The organism is Candidatus Acidulodesulfobacterium ferriphilum (assembly GCA_004195035.1).
Taxonomy (GTDB): domain Bacteria; phylum SZUA-79; class SZUA-79; order Acidulodesulfobacterales; family Acidulodesulfobacteraceae; genus Acidulodesulfobacterium; species Acidulodesulfobacterium ferriphilum.
In genome coordinates this window covers 154,719-176,612 of the sequence record SGBD01000004.1, presented here as the reverse complement: position 1 = coordinate 176,612, position 21,894 = coordinate 154,719, and the positions used below count along the sequence as shown (strand labels likewise).

At 36.2% G+C, this 21,894-nt stretch carries 21 protein-coding genes and 3 tRNA genes; 19 read left to right on the top strand and 5 right to left on the bottom strand.

The features are described 5' to 3' along the window. Positions 1–50 precede the first annotated feature (50 nt). A tRNA-Val gene (locus EVJ47_07920) sits at positions 51–126 on the bottom strand. A 415-nt stretch (positions 127–541) separates the two neighbouring features. Between EVJ47_07920 and EVJ47_07915 the strand changes: the two genes are divergently transcribed. From EVJ47_07915 to EVJ47_07855, 13 genes are all read left to right on the top strand, one after another. Further along, entirely contained in the window at positions 542–940 is a 399-nt protein-coding gene (locus EVJ47_07915) for a hypothetical protein (protein ID RZD14148.1), read from the top strand. A gap of 96 nt (positions 941–1,036) precedes the next feature. Beyond that, positions 1,037–1,318, top strand: a complete 282-nt coding sequence (locus tag EVJ47_07910) for a sulfurtransferase TusA family protein (protein RZD14147.1) — start codon at positions 1,037–1,039, stop codon at positions 1,316–1,318. Positions 1,319–1,449: 131 nt separating this feature from the next. After that, positions 1,450–1,710: a sulfurtransferase TusA family protein gene (locus EVJ47_07905; GenBank protein RZD14146.1), complete on the top strand. Its 261-nt coding sequence runs from the start codon at positions 1,450–1,452 to the stop codon at positions 1,708–1,710. A gap of 92 nt (positions 1,711–1,802) precedes the next feature. Continuing rightward, on the top strand, positions 1,803–2,942 hold the full coding sequence (locus EVJ47_07900; protein ID RZD14145.1) for an NAD(P)/FAD-dependent oxidoreductase: 1,140 nt from the start codon (positions 1,803–1,805) through the stop codon (positions 2,940–2,942). A gap of 26 nt (positions 2,943–2,968) precedes the next feature. After that, positions 2,969–4,069 (top strand): hypothetical protein, encoded by a 1,101-nt coding sequence (locus EVJ47_07895; protein RZD14144.1) that lies wholly within the window; start codon positions 2,969–2,971, stop codon positions 4,067–4,069. Positions 4,070–4,334: 265 nt separating this feature from the next. After that, a tRNA-Val gene (locus EVJ47_07890) sits at positions 4,335–4,409 on the top strand. A 261-nt stretch (positions 4,410–4,670) separates the two neighbouring features. After that, on the top strand, positions 4,671–5,906 hold the full coding sequence (locus EVJ47_07885) for an EAL domain-containing protein (protein ID RZD14143.1): 1,236 nt from the start codon (positions 4,671–4,673) through the stop codon (positions 5,904–5,906). Between the two features lie 46 nt (positions 5,907–5,952). Then, positions 5,953–6,558, top strand: coding sequence for a hypothetical protein (locus tag EVJ47_07880; GenBank protein RZD14142.1), 606 nt, complete (start codon positions 5,953–5,955; stop codon positions 6,556–6,558). Positions 6,559–6,682: 124 nt separating this feature from the next. After that, on the top strand, positions 6,683–7,771 hold the full coding sequence (gene cobT / locus EVJ47_07875) for a nicotinate-nucleotide--dimethylbenzimidazole phosphoribosyltransferase (protein ID RZD14141.1): 1,089 nt from the start codon (positions 6,683–6,685) through the stop codon (positions 7,769–7,771). Positions 7,772–7,828: 57 nt separating this feature from the next. After that, positions 7,829–8,644: an adenosylcobinamide-GDP ribazoletransferase gene (gene cobS / locus EVJ47_07870; protein RZD14140.1), complete on the top strand. Its 816-nt coding sequence runs from the start codon at positions 7,829–7,831 to the stop codon at positions 8,642–8,644. 57 nt (positions 8,645–8,701) lie between these two features. Then, on the top strand, positions 8,702–10,216 hold the full coding sequence (locus EVJ47_07865; GenBank protein RZD14139.1) for a cobyrinate a,c-diamide synthase: 1,515 nt from the start codon (positions 8,702–8,704) through the stop codon (positions 10,214–10,216). A gap of 90 nt (positions 10,217–10,306) precedes the next feature. Continuing rightward, entirely contained in the window at positions 10,307–11,605 is a 1,299-nt protein-coding gene (gene thiC, locus EVJ47_07860; protein RZD14201.1) for a phosphomethylpyrimidine synthase ThiC, read from the top strand. After that, a complete protein-coding gene (locus EVJ47_07855) occupies positions 11,577–11,903 on the top strand; it encodes a septum formation initiator family protein (GenBank protein ID RZD14138.1) in 327 nt (108 codons plus the stop codon). The genes thiC and EVJ47_07855 overlap by 29 nt, the downstream gene beginning before the upstream one ends. A gap of 14 nt (positions 11,904–11,917) precedes the next feature. On the opposite strand, the gene EVJ47_07850 is transcribed toward EVJ47_07855, so the two are convergent. Further along, positions 11,918–13,465 (bottom strand): Rne/Rng family ribonuclease, encoded by a 1,548-nt coding sequence (locus EVJ47_07850; GenBank protein ID RZD14137.1) that lies wholly within the window; start codon positions 13,463–13,465, stop codon positions 11,918–11,920. A gap of 225 nt (positions 13,466–13,690) precedes the next feature. Here EVJ47_07850 and EVJ47_07845 point away from each other — a divergent pair, with 225 nt between their 5' ends. Together EVJ47_07845 and EVJ47_07840 are read left to right on the top strand one after the other, a co-directional pair. Beyond that, the gene (locus EVJ47_07845; GenBank protein ID RZD14136.1) at positions 13,691–13,876 is read left to right on the top strand and encodes a hypothetical protein; all 186 of its coding nucleotides are present in this window, start codon (positions 13,691–13,693) and stop codon (positions 13,874–13,876) included. Between the two features lies 1 nt (position 13,877). Then, positions 13,878–14,561 (top strand): hypothetical protein, encoded by a 684-nt coding sequence (locus tag EVJ47_07840; protein ID RZD14135.1) that lies wholly within the window; start codon positions 13,878–13,880, stop codon positions 14,559–14,561. 27 nt (positions 14,562–14,588) lie between these two features. On the opposite strand, the gene EVJ47_07835 is transcribed toward EVJ47_07840, so the two are convergent. Beyond that, positions 14,589–15,398, bottom strand: coding sequence for an energy transducer TonB (locus EVJ47_07835; GenBank protein ID RZD14134.1), 810 nt, complete (start codon positions 15,396–15,398; stop codon positions 14,589–14,591). A gap of 166 nt (positions 15,399–15,564) precedes the next feature. On the opposite strand from EVJ47_07835, the gene EVJ47_07830 reads away from it, so the two are divergent. Continuing rightward, positions 15,565–16,347: a phosphoribosylaminoimidazolesuccinocarboxamide synthase gene (locus EVJ47_07830; protein ID RZD14133.1), complete on the top strand. Its 783-nt coding sequence runs from the start codon at positions 15,565–15,567 to the stop codon at positions 16,345–16,347. A 74-nt stretch (positions 16,348–16,421) separates the two neighbouring features. On the opposite strand, the gene EVJ47_07825 is transcribed toward EVJ47_07830, so the two are convergent. Further along, the gene (locus EVJ47_07825; GenBank protein RZD14132.1) at positions 16,422–17,042 is read right to left on the bottom strand and encodes a peroxiredoxin; all 621 of its coding nucleotides are present in this window, start codon (positions 17,040–17,042) and stop codon (positions 16,422–16,424) included. Positions 17,043–17,416: 374 nt separating this feature from the next. Here EVJ47_07825 and EVJ47_07820 point away from each other — a divergent pair, with 374 nt between their 5' ends. Both EVJ47_07820 and EVJ47_07815 read left to right on the top strand, forming a co-directional pair. After that, entirely contained in the window at positions 17,417–18,721 is a 1,305-nt protein-coding gene (locus EVJ47_07820; GenBank protein ID RZD14131.1) for a UDP-glucose/GDP-mannose dehydrogenase family protein, read from the top strand. 138 nt (positions 18,722–18,859) lie between these two features. Then, a complete protein-coding gene (locus tag EVJ47_07815; protein ID RZD14130.1) occupies positions 18,860–20,365 on the top strand; it encodes a mannose-1-phosphate guanylyltransferase/mannose-6-phosphate isomerase in 1,506 nt (501 codons plus the stop codon). A gap of 85 nt (positions 20,366–20,450) precedes the next feature. Here the strand turns inward: EVJ47_07815 and EVJ47_07810 are convergent. Further along, positions 20,451–20,527, bottom strand: a tRNA-Met gene (locus tag EVJ47_07810). Between the two features lie 165 nt (positions 20,528–20,692). Between EVJ47_07810 and gcvT the strand changes: the two genes are divergently transcribed. Next, the gene (gene gcvT, locus EVJ47_07805) at positions 20,693–21,874 is read left to right on the top strand and encodes a glycine cleavage system aminomethyltransferase GcvT (GenBank protein RZD14129.1); all 1,182 of its coding nucleotides are present in this window, start codon (positions 20,693–20,695) and stop codon (positions 21,872–21,874) included. The last annotated feature ends 20 nt before the right edge of the window (positions 21,875–21,894 follow it).

Below are 21,894 nucleotides of genomic sequence, written 5' to 3'. Positions count from 1 at the left end.
TATGTCAAGATAGGATATTGCTTGAAATGCCTTAAATACTGCGGTTTATCTGGTAGGCACGGGCGGTCTCGAACCGCCGACCCCTACCGTGTCAAGGTAGTGCTCTAACCCCTGAGCTACGCGCCTGTATGAATAGAAACCCTTTCAGCTTTTTATAAAAAGCAATCCGAAAAATAAAAGATAATATATATTACAACCGAAATACCTGATTTGTCAATAGGCATTATTTATCAGATTTTGAAACATTTTAACATATTTTATTGATAGATTATGGGTTTATGACAATTTGTCATAAATAATTTGTCAAATTGTCATAAATCTAATTTTCATTATGAAATTAAAAAATCAAATCCTTGATTTTAAAGGAATTGTCTAACTTAAAAATAATTATGATTTCGGTATATATTTTGCATTTCATATAATTATAAATATAGAAGAGGGAATTTTTATCTTTTTAAAAAATTTTATCAAAAAACTAAATTTACATTAAGCATTAAAATAAATTATTAAAATAAAATATAAAAACATAGGAGGACCATTTATGGCAGATAACCAAAAACTGGCAATAATAATTGCCTCTGAGGAATATGAAAAATCTCATGTAGCATCAATGATCGCATCCGTTGCGGCAGTTTCCGGCATCGATGTTTCCGTTTTTGTAACTATGAACGCGGTTTACAATTATTTAAAGGAAAATGTGGAGAAAAAGAATTTTACCGGGGGTAAAATTTATCACCAGATTAAGGAAAAGAAGGCCGCAATGTTTTATGAACTGTTTGACCAGGCTAAAATGCTTGGGGGCATTAAAATTTATGTGTGCTCTATGGTAATGGATATTTTAGGGATCGAAAAAGACGATTTAATAGATATTGTCGATGATAATTTAGGCCTTGCCGCGTTTCTGGGAATTATGGAAGGGGCGGAAACCATTACATTTTAATTTTAATTCATAATGCACATGCATATCAATTAGAAATAAAACTGCTTTTTTAAATTTAATTTTTAAATGCATTTTTCAATATCTTAAGATATTGAAATGAATAATGTTTGTATGGGTAATTTAGCAGAGAATATTGAATATACCGAATCTGTTGTAGTTGATATAAGGGGCGTATCGTGCTGCATGCCGCCTGTGGGCGAGTTTATTATAGAAATGAGGCAGCAGCCGAAAAACACGGTAATAGAATTATTAACGGATAAAGAGGAAGATGTCAAAGAAGTTATAGAATGGATAAAAAAAGTTCATCAGGAACTTTTATCTGTTATCGAGGAAACAGGTTATTGGAGAATATTTGCTAAAAAAGTGGATAATATGTAATTTTAAAACCGAAAAACAGCAATAAGTTTAACAATGGCACGGTTTTAAGATAAATAAATATGTATTATTATATCTTATATTATGTGATCTTATTTTAACGCTTAATTATTTTTATTTTGGAGGTGTTTACTATGGCAGATGTAAATTTAAAAGATGTTAAACCGACTATTACCGTGGATGCAAGAGGGACATATTGCCCGGGGCCGCTTATGGAATTAATAAAGGAGATGAGGCAGCAGCCTGTTGGCTCTATAATAGAACTAATTTCAGGGGACGCTGGTAGCGCCAAAGATGTTCCGGAGTGGTTAAACAAGGTTCATCAGGAATTTATGGGTGTTATCGAAGAAACCGGTTATTGGCGAATTTTTTCAAAAAAGATTAAAGAAATGTAAGAAAGGATGCAAAGAGGAGCAAGTTAAAATACCTTTAAATTAATTTAACTTTTAATGTAATTAATGTAATTAATGTAATTAAGGAGGTTGTTATGTCAAAAAGAGTGGTTATCGTTGGAGGAGGGGTCGGCGGAACAATTATTGCTAATTTACTTGCAAAAAAAATGAGGCAGGAGCTTAAAAAAGGCGAGTTGGTAATCGATGTGGTATCGGATAAGCCGGAGCATTTTTATCAACCTGGCCTTTTATACATGCTTTTTGGTTTAAAGCACCATGATGAACTTGTCAGAGACGAAAGAAATTTACTCGACCCGATGGTTGAACTTCATCTTCACCCCGCGGTTAAAATCGATAAGGATAAAAATGAGGTTCATCTTAAAAACGGCTTGATTATAAAATATGACATTGTTGTTCTTGCCACAGGGTCAAGGCCTGCCCCTGAAATGATACCAGGGCTAAGAGAGGGCGGACACTGGTTTTACGAGGTAGATGCCTGTTTAAAACTTCGCCATGAATTAATGACTTTTAAGGGCGGCAAGATTGTTCTCGCCATAGGTTTGCCGCATAAATGTCCTGTTGCTCCGTTAGAAGTTACATATATGCTGGACGATTGGTTTAAACAAAGAGGGATAAGAGATAAGGTTGAATATACCTATACTTACCCGATAGGGAGACTTCACGGGCTCGAATCTGTAGCCCATTTCGCGGCCAAAACATTTCCAAAACACGGCATCTTAACTGAAACTTTGTTTAATATGAAAGAGGTTGATGCCAATAAAAGAACCATCACAAGTTTAGAGGGCGTAACTTTAAAATATGATTTATTGCTCACGATTCCGCCGCACAAAGGGGCGCAGGTAATCGAAGATTCCGGCCTTGGACAGAACGGGTTTATACCGACCGACAAATTTACGCTTAAGATGGAAGGGGCGACAAATGTCTATGTTGTCGGGGATACTACAAACCTTCCGATAAGCAAAGCAGGTTCTACTGCCCACTTTGAATCGGATATTATCGTCGAAAATATTGCCTCTGAGTTAAGAGAAGGCCTAACGCCGTTCAGGTATGACGGGAAGGTTTTCTGTTTTATAGAGACAGGTTTAAGTAAAGCAACATATATTATGTTTGATTATAATACTCCGCCAAATCCCGTTGCTCCGTCAGCGCTTATTCACTGGTTTAAATTAACATATAATAAGGTTTACTGGTTAACCCCGATGGGTGTTCTTTAATTTAACGATTAAAATAGGAGGCAATTATGGCTGAAAATGCAAACGAAGTTCAGCGTAGCTCAAAAATAGATGTCGGCGCCGCCCTAACTAATAAACTCACGGAAAAACCGCAAGCCTTAGAACATTTGTTAAATATTATAGATAGGTTAGACACACTCGATGAATTTAGCGCAATACTTCAAGCTCAGAAGGAAAGCGCAACGGATGTAATGGTTCAAAGGGTGGCCGATAATATTATGACCAGTCTTTCAATGCTGGATAGTTTTTCCGGCGAAGAACAACTTTCTATGATCAAAAAGATTGGCGAAAAGTCGGAAAGTCTGAAAAATGGCATCGAAAAGATTGACGAACTCGAGAGGTCTGGTACGCTCCAAATACTTAAGGAAATGGGCGATTTTGCCGCAGGGTTTGCTAAAGGAACGACCGATGCGATGATTGAGCGGATGGCCGGCACGGCAGAAAAACTGGCGGAACTAACCGATGTGCTTAGCGATGAAAATATGGCAGGGCTCGTTAAAAAAACACAACAAATATCAAAGTCTTTAGAGTCCTCGCTCGAAAAGATTGACGAACTCGAGAGGTCTGGTACGCTCCAAATACTTAAGGAAATGGGCGATTTTGCCGCAGGGTTTGCTAAAGGAACGACCGATGCGATGATTGAGCGGATGGCCGGCACGGCAGAAAAACTGGCGGAACTAACCGACCTGACATTGCAATACAACATAAAGCCGCTTCTTGACGCGGGCCAGGGATTTATTGATAGCAACACATTAAATGACCTTGTCGAACTTGCAAACGGCGTAGCTTCGGCAAGAAGAATGATGACGGATGGGCTTATCGACAGGGCTGTCGGAACTGGTTTGGATATGGTGGAAGCCATTTTAACCCAGCTGGATGTAAAAGAACTCGTAAAAGCTCTCGATTGCTCAATGCATGAGACTTTGACCGAAGCAGACGATGAAAAATATCATAAAGGCGGTATTTTTTCATTGATTTCTTTAACAAAAGACAAAGATGTTATTTTTGGACTTAAATTCATGATGCTTTTGGCTAAAAATTTGACGAAAAATTTAAGAGAAAACCAGCAAAGCATATTTATAAGTTCATCTTTTGGCAAGGAAGATTGAAAGCAGGGATGAGCGGGAAATAAAAAGCCGATAAATTTGCGGTGCGAATTTTTGTCACGGTTTGCCCGGTATTATTATATAATAAAATAATGCCGGGATTTTTTTTATCTTTTTGCAGGTTTTATTTAACTTTTCTTATTTTCGGGTTCTTTAATAATTCGCATTTAATAATCTGTTGACATTTTTGTTATACGCTATTAAACTAAATTAAAGACGAAAATTTGTTTATAATTTATGTTTATATTACCTTCTATTAAGGTTTTAAGGGCGCGTAACTCAGGGGTAGAGTGCCACCTTCACACGGTGGAAGCCGCAGGTTCGAGACCTGCCGCGCCCACCATATGAATTTAAAGGTTTACATGATTCCATCTTTTGGTCTTTCCACCGTAATGTGTCAAATTTATGCTAATTCTCCTAAAGCCTCCACGCCCCCTCTACGCTAAAAAGAATTTTAAACTATCCTCTTTATATTTGACTTTTAGATAATCAATGATAAAAGATATATATGTAAGAGATGTAAAGCGGAAATTATAATAGCAGGGCATTGAAATGTCGATAAATATCGTTAATATAAATATTGCAGGAAAAGCGTTAAAAATAGATGAAAAAACCAATTTATATCGGAAGACAGCCCATAATAAACGGCGATAAAAGTATATTCGGCTACGAGATGCTTTTTAGAAGAAGCGGCGAAAATGTTGCCGAGGTGGTCGATCATTTAAATGCTACTGCAAGCGTGCTGGAGAATATGTATGATGTCGGCTTTAAAACATTGATAAGCGATAAAATCGCATTCATTAATATAGTTCCCGATATTTTGAGGCAGGATATAATGGATTTGCTTCCTAAAGATAAAATAGTCCTTGAAATACTGGAAACGAGTAGAATAGACGAAACGGCTGTTTCTATAATACAAGATTTTAAAAACAAAGGTTTTAGGTTTGCGCTGGACGATTTTGTTTACGGCGAGGAATGGGAGCCTATCTTAAGATTATCCGATTATATCAAGATTGATGTTAAGCAATACTCAAAAAACGAAATTAAAGAAATACTTCTATTTCTAAAAGATTACGGAGTAAAGTTTTTGGCCGAAAAAGTTGAACTGGACGAAGATTTTTATTTTTATAAAAGTCTCGGCTTTAATTTATATCAGGGGTATTTTTTTCAAAAGCCTTCCGTTTTATCTTCCGTGAGTTTAGACCAGAGCTATAGGTTATTAATAAATATATTTAACGCTTTTCAGGCAAATGCGGATATAGAGCAAATAGAAGCATTATTTAAAACTTCGCCCGCTCTTGTTTTTAGGCTTTTAAGGCTTATAAACTCGGTTTTTTACGGATTTGCCGCAAAAATATCATCATTAAGGCAAGCCATCGTGCTTTTGGGATACGGCAATGTTTCCAGATGGATTTTGACCATGATGCTTGCTTCCGGCAAAAGTGATTTAGAATCGGATCTCATACTGGAAAGCGCAATAGTAAAAAGCAGAACAATGGAAACGATATGCAATAAATTCATAAGCAAAAGTTTTGGCGATGAAGCCTTTTTAGTGGGGATGCTTTCTCTCATAAGCGTTGCCCTTGGAATGCCGTTTCAGGATTTATTGAAAGAAATAAATATTGATTCCGCAATTTCCGATGCGTTAATTGACCATAAAGGCAAACTTGGAGAACTGATTGAATTTGTGGACGCATTTTATAACGGCTATTATATTTTGGCTAATGCGATACTTAAAAAAATTAATCCGCTTGCCACGATTGACGATATACTAAAAATAGACAGCGAAGCATTGATGTATCTGGAAGCCGTTAAAAAATCCGCTTACGGGGTTGTTTAAAAAATTCTATAAAAAATTTGCAATGTAATATAATTGTAATATATAAATGGAAAATCCACCCAAAATTTTTATAACCGGCGGCATATCTTCCGGTAAATCAAAATATGCCGAAGAACAAGCCTTATTGATTTATAAAACATTTTTCGGTGGCGGTCTGGACTCCAGTCCCGATTTAGCCCCCGCAGGGCGGGATTATAGTCCGCTCCATTTTATCGCAACCGCAAAAATTGAAAATTTGGATAGTGAAATGCTTCTTAAAATAAAAAGACATAAAGAAAAAAGGTCGGATATTTTTATTGTTCACGAAAATTTTGCGGATTTGCGGGCCGCGATAGATGCCGCTTATAAATCTTTTAAAAATAAAAAGGGGATAATTCTCATTGATTCCTTAACATTATGGCTATCTTCCATCTTTAAAAATATATCCGATTTTGATTTTGCGCAGGGAGCAATTTTAAGGCTTTCAAAATACCTCAAGGAAATTAAATGCTCCGTTATAACCGTAGCCGATTCGCTTGGTTTCAATATGGTGCCGGCGGATGTTTATCTTAGAAAGTTTATCGAATTGAACGGGTTAATGGAACAGGAGCTTTCCGCCTTATCGGACAAAGCCTTCTGTATTATTGCGGGGAATCCAGTATTATTGAAATAAAAACCTGACGGATTTAGTAAAAGCGCCCAATTTTATATCTATCTTTTTATCATAATCTATAATAAAATTAATAGAATCAAAATTAATATAACGATAAAGATTTTTAATTTTTTAAAGTTTTTATATGAACAAAAAAAAGGATTATCTTTTTTCATTAGTTAATTCAATAAAGCCTGCGGATAAAAAAAAATTTTATAAAATTGCGGAATATAGGCTTAACAGGCTTATAAAGCCAAAGGGAAGCCTTGGCAGATTGGAGGAGTTTGCCAAAGATATCGTTGCCATTACGGAAGAAGAAAGACCGTATTTAAAAAATAAGTTTGTTTGCGTATTTGCGGGCGACCATGGAGTCGTAGAAGAAGGAATTAGCCTGTTTAAACAGGATGTTACGGCTCAAATGGTTATAAATTTTTTAAGCGGCGGCGCGGCCATAAACGCGATAGCAAATTCCGTAAACGCCAATGTTCTGGTCGTAGATGTCGGAATTAACGCGAATTTAAAAATGCCGGCAGGAGGCAATTTTATAAATGGAAAGATTAAGGCAGGAACAAATAATATATTTAAATCCAAGGCCATGACATATGACGATGCTTTAAAATCAATTCTTAAAGGAATAGAAATATCCAATATCGTCAAGGAAAGAGGGGCTGATTTTTGCGCAACCGGCGATATGGGTATAGGCAATACAACCCCGTCTTCCGCGATTACTTGTTTTTATTCAGGAAAATCGCCCGTATTTGTTTGCGGCCGCGGAACAGGCGTAAGTTCAAGCATAATAAGCAAAAAGGCCTCTATTATCGAAAAAGCAATTAAATCCAATATACAAAACGGCGGCGACCCGATAGATGTTTTAGCGGGGGTTGGCGGATTTGAAATCGGCGCAATAGCAGGTTTTATATTGGGGTGTGCCATTAACAGGGTTCCCGTTGTAGTCGATGGCTTTATTTCTACCGCAGGAGCGCTAATAGCCGTCAATCTTAACCCCGATGTTTTGGATTACATGTTTTTAGGCCATTTATCAAAAGAAAGAGGTCATAAAACCGCCGTTAACCTTATAAAAGGTAAAAAACCGATCCTGGATTTGTCTATGCGTTTAGGAGAGGGAACGGGTGCAGTTATAGCGATGAAGATAATCGAAACGGCTATTAACATGTATAACAATATGTTGACATTCGATGAGGCAAATGTCTTTGCGTCAAAACTTAATAAATAATTAATATTAATAACGGAAGATAACAGAACCTCAAAAATAAACTGATTACGGAAAATAATGGCCAATGAGCGAATAAAACAGGCGTTTATCGTGAGTAATTTATTGGAAGCCGTAAGCTTTTTAACAATATTCAGACTAAGAAGAAAAGATAAGGCTAACGGCGGTGAGGGCGATAATTCGGCAATAATTAAGTTGACGGCATCCATAAAATATTTTCCTCTGGCTGGGCTGTTTATCGGGGCAATTTTAGCCCTCGTATTTTATATTTTTAATAAGTTTTCGGCGGCCCCGGCTTCCGTCTTAATGTCTATCCTGTTTCTTTTTATTTTAACGGGCGGGCTTCACTTCGACGGCCTGTCGGATACGACGGACGGACTTTTTGCTTACTTAAAAAGCGGCGATAAGGTCAGATTTTATAATGCAATGAAGGATGTTAACGCAGGGACTTCGGGAATTATCGCGGTTATTTTTTATATATTGATTATGTGGCTCGCGGTTAACGGAATAAATTCAGGGTTTATTTATTTATCATTATTGACATTTCCCGTTATAGGCAGGTATTCCATAGTGTTATTGTCTTATTTTTCTAATACGCCGGAGGATTTTAAGGGGATAGGAACGATCTTTACCGTGGGAACAAAGCTTTCGACATTCATTGCCGCCTCTGTTTTTACTGTTATAATCATCTTTATTTTTTTAAAACTGGCAGGCATTTTTTCGGCGCTGATTTCAATTTTTTTTGTTCTGGCCGCGGCGTTTTATTTTGCTAAAAAATTTGGCGGGGTAAACGGCGACATGCTCGGTTTTAGCGTCAAGGTATCCGAAGCCGTTTATATGATTGCATTGCACGGATTTTATAAAATCCTATCTTAAATCGGCATTAATGGATATTAATAAATTTAGATAAATTTTAATTAAACTTGCATCCTTATGTTTTCGGTTTTTTTTGCGTCGGACAGGTCTTCTTCGGGGAAATCGATGATAACCATGGCTTTTTCAAATAAAGTGAAAGAGATGGGTTGCGCTATAGATATTTTTAAAGCAGGGCCTGATTTCCTTGACCCAATCGTAATATCGAAGGCTGTGAAAACAGGAGTTAAAAACCTTGACCCATTTTTGATACCGGTTAAGTTTTTAAATTCATGGGTTTTTGACGGCGATGCGGGCTGTGCGCGTGATTTAAACGAAAACAGAGCCTTTATCGTGGAAAGCGCTATGGGTTTATACGATGGAAATTCTTACGCGATTGCAAAAAAATTTAAATTTCCAGTAGTTTTGGTAATGGATTCTAAACGAATTTCATCTACCATGGCTTCCCTTGTTTACGGCCTTAAGAAATATAAAAAGGGGGTTAATGTTTGCGGAGTTATTTTAAATAATATTTCTTCGGCAAGACATTATGAAATTATATTTAACGAGATTAAAGAAAATATTAAAGATATAGAGGTTTTTGGCTATGTTTTGAATGACGGAGGAGTTTTTTCTATCAAGGAAAGGCATCTCGGCCTTATAGCCCCGATTACGCAAAATCCTGAAGGGGCGATAGGGGGATTCGAAAAAATTATAAGTAATATAAAAAATGAAGTTTTCCGCAATATAGATATAGATTTAATGATAAGAACCCTTAAGAAAGAGTCAAAAGGCTTTAATGATTTGTTTTTTAATTATGCAAAGCGGATAAAAAATACGCAATTTAAGACTGAAAGCAATAATGGTTTATCCGTAAAGAAAAATAATAAAAGGGTAAAAATTGCCGTTGCCTATGATAAGGCATTCTTTTTTTATTATAATTTTAATTTCGAAATTTTAAAGAATTTTGGAGCGGAAATTGTTTTTTTCAGTCCGCTATCGGATAAAACTATGCCAAAAGGCATCGGAGCAATTTATATAGGCGGCGGTTATCCTGAAATTTACGCAAAAAATCTTGCGGAAAATCGGGGCATAATGAATGAAATTTATAAATTTTTTGAAAATAATGGTATAATATATGCGGAATGCGGGGGATTCATGTATTTGTGCAAAAGTCTTACCTATAAAAGTAAAAATTGGGATTTATTGGGAATACTTCCGTTTGGCGTGACTATGGATAATACGAGGCTTTCCTTAGGTTATAGAAATGTTTGCCTTAAAGAAAAATCATTTATGGGAGATGCGGGATTAAGGGTAAACGGACATGAGTTCCATTATTCTAAAATTATAACAGGCTATCAAAACGATGACGGATATAATCAATATAGTTATGGCAATCACGGACGAGCAGCTTCCACAGGAGAAAATTCTGCGGCTTTAAAAAACATTTTCGAATGCGAAAGTTTAGCTTCGCCGGAGGTTTTAAAAAAAGAGGGGTATAGCGTTTTAAACGCTATAGGCAGTTATATTCATTTGTCTTTTTTCTCGAACAAGCTAATCGCAAAAAATATAATAGATAATGCTAAAATGATATAAAATTAAGATTAACGGAATAATAAAATAAATAATCTGATTTTAATTCAAAATCAAAAATTAAAAAGGATAATTAATAACTTTATGGCGAATATGACGGAAAAAGAATCCGCGACTCGGGGTATCTGGACGGCGGCAATGGATTATGCATTTAATAAGGAAAGCATTGCAAAAGAACATTTAATTGAAAATATTTCAAACGGCAAGGCGGTTATTTTACACAATAAAAATAAAGATAAATTTGTCGGGATAGGCAGTGGCCTGACCACAAAAATCAATGCAAGCATCGGAACTTCCACAAATCATGCCGACATAGAAGAAGAAGTTAGAAAGGCCATAATTGCCGAAGATAGTGGAGCCGATACGCTGATGGAGTTAAGCGTCGGGGGAGATTTAGATTTTATACGCAAAGAGGTTTTGAATAATACCTCTTTGCCCGTCGGGACAGTTCCTCTTTATCAGGCATTCAGGGAAGCTATAGACAGATATAAAAATCCGGTAAAAATGCCCGAAAATTTAGTCTTCGATGTTATAGAAAAACAGTGTGAAAGCGGTGTTTCTTTTATGGCTATTCACTCCGGTTTAAATTTAATATCTCTCGAGAGATTAAAAAAACAATCATACAGATATGCGGGTCTTGTTTCAAAAGGAGGGGCGTATTTAGTTGCATGGATGATAGAAAACAATAAGGAAAACCCCTTATATGAAAGATTCGAAGATGTTTTAAAGATATTAAAAAAATATGATACCGTTTTAAGTCTGGGAAACGGTTTAAGGGCAGGTTCGACGCACGATTCTTTCGACAGGGCGTATATGCAGGAACTTATTATCAATTGCGAACTTTGCGATATAGCAAGGGACTACGGCGTTCAAGTTATAGTAGAAGGCCCCGGGCATATTCCGATCGACGAGATAGAAGCCAATGTCAAGATTCAAAAAAGGATGTCGAACGAAGCGCCGTTTTATGTCCTCGGGCCGCTTGTCACGGATGTTGCGGCCGGTTATGACCATATTTCTTCCGCGATAGGAGGGGCATTATCATCATCTTACGGGGCGGATTTTCTTTGCTATGTTACCCCCTCTGAACATTTAGGTTTGCCGTCAGGGGAAGATGTCGAAATAGGGGTTAAAGCGGCTAAGATTGCGGCTCATATCGGGGACATGATAAAACTTAAAAAAAACGGGGATGATTTGAATATATCGAAGGCTCGCAGGGACATTGACTGGGAAAAGCAGTTTAAGTATTCCATAGACCCCGAATATGCCAGAAAATTATTTAAATTAAAAAATCAGGATGATACCGCAGGATGCAGTATGTGCGGGGAATTCTGCGCACCGCTAAGGATAAGGAAATATTTTAAATATGAAATCAAGCAAGGGAAAAAGTCTTAACGCAATATTAATAGCTGGTTCTGTTTTTGCGTTTTTACTGGCGTTATTCGTGATATACAGCCTTCAGGGAATAGTAAAAGTGTACAGATTAAGGGCGGAAGAACAAAAGTTGAAACAGGAAATTACTTTAATTAAAAAAAGTAATTATAAAATAGACAAACAAATATACGAATTAATCAATAACAGGCAATATATCGCAAATTTGGCAAGGGAAAAGCTGAATATGATTAAGAAAGGAGAAATAGTATTTAAATTTATTCATAAAAAAAAGAAAGATTCTAATAAAAAAAATAAATGAGAATATCTTGCAATTTATGAAATTTCGAAGTATTCGGGATAAAAACTATCCTGCATTTTAATTATTATCGTTTTGTTAATTGCCGCTTCTAATTCTTTAAGTTCTTTTTCATATTCGTACAGTTTATTCATTATATGGGAATGTACCGTTATAGTAATTTTTTTTGACCTTGTCTTTTTTGCGTATGCAGGTATACTCCTGAATATTTCAAAACAAATGGTTTGAGGCGATTTTATCATGCCGAGACCTTCGCACATCGGGCATTGCTCCAGAAACGCGCTGGTAATACTATTTCCCGTTCTTTTTCTTGTCATCTCTACCAGTCCAAGTTCCGTTATCTTGTTAATGGTGGTTTTGACCCTGTCATTTTTAAGAGAATTTTCTAAGGCGTGATATACTTTTTCTTTGTGATTCTCCTTTGCCATATCGATAAAATCTATTACGATAATACCGCCTATATTCCTTAGCTTTAATTGATATGCTATTTCCTTTGCGGCTTCCAGATTTGTTTTTAATATCGTATCTTCAAAGTTTTTTTTGCCCACATATTTGCCCGTATTTACATCTATTGCCGTAAGGGCTTCCGCATAATCGATTACTATATAGCCGCCGGATTTAAGCCATACCTTTTTGTTCAATGCTTTTGCTATTTCTTTCTCGATATTGAAATGTTCGAATATCGGTAAGGGGTTGGCATAAAACTCGACTATATTTGTATATTCGGGCGATTGAATCGTTAAAAATTCCACTATTTTCTCGTATTCTTCCCTGTCGTCCACAATAATTTTGTTTATTGTTTTATTTAATAAATCCCTCAGCGCTCTTAAGGATATGCTTATATCTTGAAATATAAGTTTGGGAGCTTTTGCTTTGAGCTGGTCCCTATAAATATTATTCCATAGGGCGGTAAGAAATTTTATGTCTTTTTCGATGTCGATTTCGGAAGCATTTTCGGCAGCAGTTCTTATTATAAATCCGGTGCCTTCGCTTCTGTATTTTAAAACAATATTTTTAAGCCTTTTTTTCTCTTCATCGCTTCTAATCTTCCTTGAAATTCCAACCGAAGGAGATGTCGGCATATATACCAGAAATCTTCCTGGAAGGGATATGTGGCTTGTAACGCGGGCGCCTTTTGTTTTAACGGGTTCTTTGGCGATTTGAACAAGAATTTCTTGATTCTTTTTCAAAAGCTGATCTATATTAGGCAAGCCTTTCCTCTTTTTCTTAACCCTTTTATGTGCCGGCGTATCGATATTAATCTCGCTGTCATTATTAAGTTCGTTAAGAGGCGGTTCTTCTGCACCGGGCTCAAAAAAATCATAATCAATTGCATCTATTTCATAAAAGTCGCCGGCATATAAAAATGCGGATTTTTCCCAGCCTATATCTATAAAAGATGCCTGAATGCCGGGAAGAATCTGCATTACCTTTCCTTTATATATGTTTCCATGTTTTGGAGAATCCGACTTTCTTTCGATAAAAATTTCGGATAATTGACCGCTCTCTATCAGTGCGACGCGTGTTTCATATTCATCTCTGTTTATTATAAGTTCAGTAGTCAATCAAGCCCTCTTATTTAATATTATTTCTTTATTAATTATTTTTGGTTATTTTAACATATTAGACACTATAAAATAAATAATTTAAGATTTTTATATACTTTTATTTTTTAGTTATGTTAGTTATATGATATAATAATATAAAAAATTAATTGCAAAAATTAATTGCTAATTGATTTATATATTTTTTAGATTTATAATAAATAAAACTGGAGAGGTCAAAATATTATGGACGAGAATGTGGTTCTTTGCGCGGTATGTGCATGGCGGGGTGTTTGTAATAAAAAATATAATATTTCAGGGATAGAGATTTTTAATTGTTCTGATTTTAGCAGGGATGTTACATTAACGATAACAGGTTTTGAAGATTTATTATATCTTATAAACGATAATAAAAATTATAGAGTAAACTGATTTGAAAAAAGATAAACTTTCAGCGGCTATTGTATTTTTAGTAATCCTATTTATAGTATTCGCATTAGGATTATTTGTGGGAAAAAAATTGTCCCCTCGAAAATCAAAAGAGGGCGTTATTAAAGAGTCTTCTTTAAAAACTGAGAGCAACCCTTCGGTTTCCCCTTTAAACATAATCGGCAACCAAAAGGCTGAAAAAAAGACTCCTGTTTCAACGGGCAACATAAAATTTGCCCCGATATCAAAGCTGGCCTCATTAAAAAATGGCAATGCCGCCAAAAAGCCTGCCGAAAAACCTGCTCTTGCTCCTGCTCCGAAACCGGAATCCAAGGTCAGGACAAAAATCGTGTATGTGAAAAAACCTATTTACATATATAAATATATTACAAAAAAGCCTCCCGTAAAACAAAAAACAGCCGCTTCCCCCTTTGTTTCCAAGGTATATTACACGATTCAAGTGGCAGCCCTTTCAAAATATAGCGATGCAAAGAAATTGGCCGATAAACTTAATTCTATGGGTTTTTTTGCCTATATCGTTCCGATAAGTATTTCCGGAAAAAAGGGAAAGGCTTCTTACGAGCAGGTCAGGGTCGGAAAATTTTCCACTAATAAAGGCGCAAAATCAGTAGAAAATATAATATCGAAGAAATTCAATCTGAAGCCGTACATAATAAAAGTAGATTAAAATAATCCGAAAAATATTACCTGAGTCCTAGTAAAGATAAAAATTGGACAACCTGTAAATGAAGGTTCCTATTATATTCAACCTTTTTATGGTCCAGTAATGAGGGAAAGGATTATAACGCGCCGCGTCATATATCGCCTTAACGGCCGCCCTATCCAACATTTTCTTTCCGGAAGTCCTTAAAATTTTCACTCTGTAAACGGACCCGTTCTTGTTTATAGAAAATTCGATAACAAGCAATCCCGATATTCCTTCTCTTTGCGCCTTTGCCGGATATTCCCAGACATTTTCTATTTTATTTTTGATATGCAAAAGATACGAGGCATATTTTATAGTTGTCGTATTCAGGTTCACGGTTGCGGATTTTACTCCATGAGAAGGATTCTTTATCCCAGATTTTTGGGGTTGCGGATTTTGATTAAAAAACTGTTTTCCCATAGGATAAAGATTGCTTAATCTTTGATTTTGTTTTGGCTGGACATTATGATTATTTGAAAAAATATGGGAACTGCTTATAATCCTGCGATTTTGAACCTGTGCAGGCGGGGCGCTGGATGTCATAGCGGCCGCGTAAGAAGGGCTTCTATAAGACGAAGGGGCTTTTAACCTTGTATTTTTGGGAGCGGAATGCGGTTTAATACTGGCATATTTTGGTTTTTTTATTTTAAATTTTTCTAAGTTTTTGATAAATTTATAAGGTTCGACTATGACAGGTTTTGTATATTTATGGTGCTTTTTGGTTTTCTTGTTGTTGTATCCCAATAAAAACAAGATTAAAGCTGAGTGTATAATAAGAGATATAATTAATGCATATACTAAGACCTTATTGTTTTTCATAATATCAAAAGTTAAATAGCTAAAGCCTTTTCCTTTATTCCAATTTTAAAAGTTGCCGCCGTTTCTTTTATTTTAACATTATTTGAATTGATTTAAAATCGTTTTTGGATTAAAATATAGACAGTTTTGGTTTATTTTTTTAATTTATAAACTTAAGGAGGAGTTTATGAAAGTTTCGAAGGAACTTCATGGGGCCGAAGGCCGAAAGCGAAGCGGTCAAAGAGTTGCGGAAGGGAAGAGCTTAAAAAAGATTTACGAAGGCAAAGCGAAGATACTTTATGAGCATCCAGGAGATAAAAATAAGTTGATAACCTATTTTAAGGATGATGCAACGGCATTTAACGGGCAAAAAAAAGGGATAATTATGAATAAAGGGGAATATAACAACGCTATATCCGCCTCTTTATTTAAACTTTTAAAAGACCGCGGCATAGAAAGTCATTTCATCGAGAAATTATCTAACAGGGAAATGCTTGTAAACCATTTGAAAATGTTTCCAGTCGAGTTTGTGGTCAGAAACATCACCGCCGGAAGCCTTGCGAAAAAGATGGGGGTGGAAGAAGGAGTTAAATTACCCTCTCCCGTGGTTGAATTATATTTTAAAAGCGATGAACTTGGCGACCCGATGATTAACGAGACTTATGTTAAGGCATTTGATTTAGGAGAAATTAAGGATATAGAAGAGGCTAAAATTATTGCTTTAAAGATAAATGAAATTTTAAAAGATTTTTTTGATAAAAATGGACTTTTACTTGTGGACTACAAACTGGAATTCGGCACTTTAAACGGAAAAGTCCTTTTGGCAGACGAAATTACTCCCGACACAATGAGGTTATGGGATAAGATAACCCTTGAAAAAGTTGACAAAGATAGATTCAGGAGGGACCTTGGCGGCGTTGAAGAGGCTTATAAGAGGGTCTATGATATAACATCAAAAATAATATTATAATCTTACAAATTAAAAATAAAAAAAGGGTCTGATTTGAAATCAGACCCTTTTTTCTTACCTTTTTTATTGTCTTTTTATTTTAAGGCTTCGTAGACATGTCCGACAACGGCAGGACCGGGTTTAATCGTTTTTCCGCCCTTATGCCATTTTGCGGGGCAAACCTCATCAGGGTGGGTTGAAACATAGATGTTTGCTTCAACCTTTCTAACAAGTTCGTCTGCGTTTCTGCCGACATTGTAAAAATTGACTTCGGATGCAACCAGCGTGCCCTCAGGATTAATTATAAATGTGCCTCTTAAAGCAAGTCCAGAACCCTCGTCATATACGCCGAATATTCTGGATACCTTTCCCGTTGGATCTGCTCCCATTGCAAATTTTACCTTTTCCAATAATTTTTCATCTCTTTGCCATGCCATATGGACAAAATGGGTATCGGTGCTGACGGAAATTATTTGAGCGCCCATCTTTTCGAGTTCTTCCTGTTTCCCTGCATAGTCCTGCAGTTCGGTTGGGCAAACAAAAGTGTAATCGGCGGGATAAAATACGAGAACAGTCCATTTTTTGTTTTTTTTAGCCTCTTCTATGCTAAATTTTCCGAATCCGCCTGTTTTAGGATCAAAAGTATTGATTTCCCCAAATGATGGAACCGGTTTTCCGATAACGGCCGCTTCATACTCTTCACAATATTCGCACATAAAAAAACCTCCTTTTTAATTTGTTAATTTTGTTATATTATTTTATTTAATAATAATTACTGTTTAGTATATTTTATTATTTTGTACAAGTCAAGATGTTAATTAAAATTAATTTAAGCCATTAAGGAAGATTGGAGAAATCAAAGGAAACCTTAAGAATATTCAAGAATATTTTTGATTTTTTCTTAATATAAATGTACAATTAAACTAATTTTATTTATATATATCTATATCTTATTTTTTGAAGAAATCAACCCTTATATCATAATATAATTGATATTCTATAAATAATTTATTAAATTTTAAATTTAATAAGCGGAATTTCATGGTTTTTCTATTATAGAACTGTTAAAAGAAGGAGGATTATCTCATAGATGAATATTTCGATTATAGGAACAGGGTATGTCGGTCTTGTTACGGGCGCTTGTTTGTCCGATTCCGGAAACACCGTATATTGCGTCGATAACGATACAAACAAGGTATTTTCGTTAAACAACGGTATAATACCCATCTACGAGCCAGGGCTTAAAGAACTGGTGGGTAAAAATGTAAAAAATGAAAGGCTTATTTTCACGGAAGACATGGATTTTGCCGTTAAAAAAACAGATGTTATTTTTATAGCCGTGGGAACCCCGCCTCAGGAAAATGGAGAGGCCGATTTGTCTAATGTTTTTATGGTAGCCGAAAGTATCGCAAATTCTATTAACGGTTACAAAACTGTTGTCGTAAAAAGCACCGTTCCGGTCGGAACCTGCAGAAAGGTCGATGACATGATGAGGAAAATAACGGATGATTTTAGCGTAGTTTCGAATCCGGAATTTCTAAAGGAGGGTGCCGCGATAGAAGATTTTCAGAGACCCGACAGGATAATTATCGGAATAAACGCCGACAAGCAGTCGTTAAAGGCAAAAGAGATTATGGACGAGATTTACGAGCCTTTTGTCAGAACCGGAGCGCCTATATATTTTATGGATACCAATTCTTCCGAGCTTACAAAATATGCCGCCAATGCAATGCTTGCATTGAGAATAACATTTATGAACGAACTTGCCAATATATGTTCTTTGGCAGGGGCAAATGTGGACAATGTAAGAATAGGGATAGGTTCCGATAAAAGAATCGGAAAGTCTTTTTTATTTCCAGGCATCGGATATGGCGGAAGCTGTTTTCCCAAGGATGTTAAGGCTCTTTATCAAACCGCAAAAACAAACGGATACGATTTTAAACTGCTGAAGGCGGTCGATGAGGTTAATTATTATCAAAAAGAGGCGTTATTGGGTTATATTTTGAAATATTTCAAAGGGGATATTTCGGGTAAGACTTTTGCCTTATGGGGCTTATCGTTTAAACCGAAAACCGACGATATAAGGGAGGCGCCGTCTTTAGTTATTATCTCGAAATTACTTTCTTACGGCGCGAAAATTAAGGCTTACGATCCAATTGCGATGGATAACGCAAAAAAAGTTTTTCCCGAGATAGGATACGCAAGCGATATGTACGGAGCGCTAAAAGATTCCGACGGGCTTATTATCGCGACGGAATGGAACGATTTCAGGGTGCCGGATTTTAAAAAGATTAAAGATAATTTAAAAGGCAATGTCATATTTGACGGAAGAAACATATACGACCCTAAAAAGATGTCCGAAATAGGCATAAATTATTATTCTATCGGGAGATAGGATTAATAGATTATATAGATTAATAGAGCACGCTTAAGTCAGGTACATATCTATGCCTTTTGCCGATGGGGACATATTATCTTAATTGATTTATAATTATCAAAGAAAAGAAAGAGAGAAAAAAGGGGGTAGGCGGTTATGACCAATGTTATTTTATGCGGCGGCAGCGGTACAAGGTTGTGGCCGATTTCGAGAAAATTTTTTCCAAAGCAATTTTATAAGTTAATCGATAATATGTCCTTATTTCAAATGACGGTTTTGCGCAACAGGGATTTTTGCGGCGATTTTTTAATTGTTACGAATAAAGACCAGTACTTTATTGCTCTTGACCAGCTCGAAGAAATCGGGGTAAAAAATTACAGGTTTATTCTTGAGCCGGCAGGTAGAAATACTGCGGCGGCAATTGCCTTATCCTGTTTCGATGCCGTTAAAAATCAAAATAAAAACGATGTACTGTTTGTTACCCCGTCGGATCATTTAATAAAAAACCAAAATTCTTATAAGAAAGTTATTGAAATTGCTAAAACATCGGCTAAAGATGGCAATATAGTCATGTTTGGCATAAAACCGTCGTCTCCCGAAACGGGATACGGGTATATCGAGGTTATCTCGAACGGTGGCGGGGTCGGTTTAATTGATAAAATCAATAATAAGAATAACCATAATCCCGATAAAAACATATTGTTAAATCCGAATACATTTGACGGAGTAGATTTATACGAAGATGTTTTTTCCGTTGCTTTTTTTAAGGAAAAGCCGGATAAGGAAACGGCTTGCCGTTACCTTTCAAGCGGTAATTTTTATTGGAATAGCGGGATGTTTATGTTTAAGCCGGAGGTATTGCTAAAAGAGCTTAAAACAATATGCCCGAATATTTATGAATCTTCGAATACCGCTTACGGCAATGCCAAAAAAGACGGTTCGATGGTAAGAATTTTGGAAAATGATATGCTTAATATAGAAGAAAATTCCATAGATTTTGCGCTTTTAGAAAAAACTCCCATGGTAAAAGCAATACTTGCCGACATCGAGTGGTCCGATTTAGGCAGTTTTGATTCGCTTTACGACGAGTTTAAAAAAGATGAAAATAACAATGCCGTATTAAAAGGCGCGTTAAACATTAATTCAAAAAATAACCTTATAATGTCAAGCAGCAGAATGGTTGCCACAATCGATATAGAGGATTTAATCGTTATCGATACGGACGATGCGCTTTTAATAGCGAAAAGAGGGTCGTCGCAAAATGTTAAAAAGATTGTAGAGGAATTAAAGAAAAGCAATTCGGAACTCCATGCGCAACATATGACGGTACATAGGCCATGGGGGTCTTATACCATTTTACTGGAATCGAGCCTTTATAAAATAAAAAAGATTTCCGTCAAGCCCGGGGCCAAGTTATCGCTTCAAAAGCATTTTCACAGGTCGGAACACTGGATTGTAACAAGCGGAACGGCATTAGTTACGGTTGACGATAAAACCGTGCTTCTTAAAGCTAACGAGTCCACTTATATTCCCATAGGCTCCGTTCACCGTCTTGAAAATCCGGGTCTTATCCCTCTTGTTTTAATAGAGGCTCAGGTCGGGGAGTATCTTAAGGAAGACGATATAGTAAGATTAGAAGACGACTATTACAGGATAGATTAATATAATTAAGGCTAATATCGGTCAACTCCTTTCTCTGGGGTGTACGGATTTAAAAATAGAAAGTATTGGGAATGGAATAGTAGAATGGTTGCGGGGACAGGATTTGAACCTGCGACCTTTGGGTTATGAGCCCAACGAGCTACCGGACTGCTCCACCCCGCTATATAATTAAATCATTATATAATTTTATTTGTTCCATTGCAACATAAATTTAGCGGTCCAAAAATTCAAGCCTCAAAATGTCCTTGATTTTTTATATAAAATTTATAATAATTAATCAAGCAGAAGTAAAAATAAATTAAATTTATTTATAATGGATTATTTTCGATGGAAACGGAGATTAACAAAAAAACCCCCCTCTATGACGAACATGTAAAATTAGGGGCTAAGATTGTCCCTTTTGCTGGATTTTTAATGCCGCTTTATTACAAAAGCATTACCTTCGAGCATTTAAATGTCAGAAATAACTCTGGGCTTTTCGATATTAGCCACATGGGAGAGATAATTATTAAGGGAAATGATGCGGGGGCTTTTGTAGATTATGTCTTTACCGCCGATGTTTCGAAAATTGAGCCTGACGAGATAATATATTCATTGATACTTAATGAAAAGGGCGGGATAATCGACGATGTAACCATGTTTAAGTTTTCCGAAAATGAATTTATGGCAGTGGTAAATGCCGCCAATACCCAAAAGGATTTTTCATGGCTTCATTATCAGCAATCCGAATTTCAAAAAAAGGGATACGATGTCAATGTATCTAATGTCAGTGAAAAGATCGGACTTATTTCGGTTCAGGGTCCTAAATCAAGGGATATAATATACCCTTTAGTAGATGAAATCGTCAAAATTGGAAGATGCGGGTTTTTTGATTTAAAATATAAGCCTAAGCCCGTTACGGAATTAAAACATTTTGAGTTTAGCTGCATACTGTTTAAAGATGTTAATGTAGAGGCTTTAATTTCAAGGAGCGGATATACGGGGGAGTTTGGATTCGAAATATTTGTGCCGGCCGAAGAGACAAAAATTATATGGGACTATCTTTTGAAGCATAGCTATCTTTCAAACCTTGTTCCGGTCGGCTTAGGCGCGAGGGATACTTTGAGGTTCGAGGCTGCCTTGCCTCTCTACGGCCATGAGCTTGACGAAACTATTAATCCTTATGACGCAGGTCTTGAAAAATATCTCTCCGGGGCAAAAGATTTTATCGGAAAAGCGGCGCTAAAAAATATTAAAAGCAAAGAGAAAAGACTTATTTTTTTTAAACTTTCGGGCAAGCAAATACCCAGACATTCACAAAGAATTCTCGACGAAAATCTTAAGCCTATCGGATGTATTGCCAGCGGGACTTATAGCCCGTCAAACAAGTTTCCTATAGGAAGCGCATATATTTCCGATACCAATATCAGTCCTTCATCTTTAAAAAACTTTTTTATCGACATAAGGGGAAATTTCGAAAAGGCTGAGGTTGTAAACCCGCCGTTTCACAAAAAAGGCAAATCAACATAATTAAATTAAGTAAGGAGCGT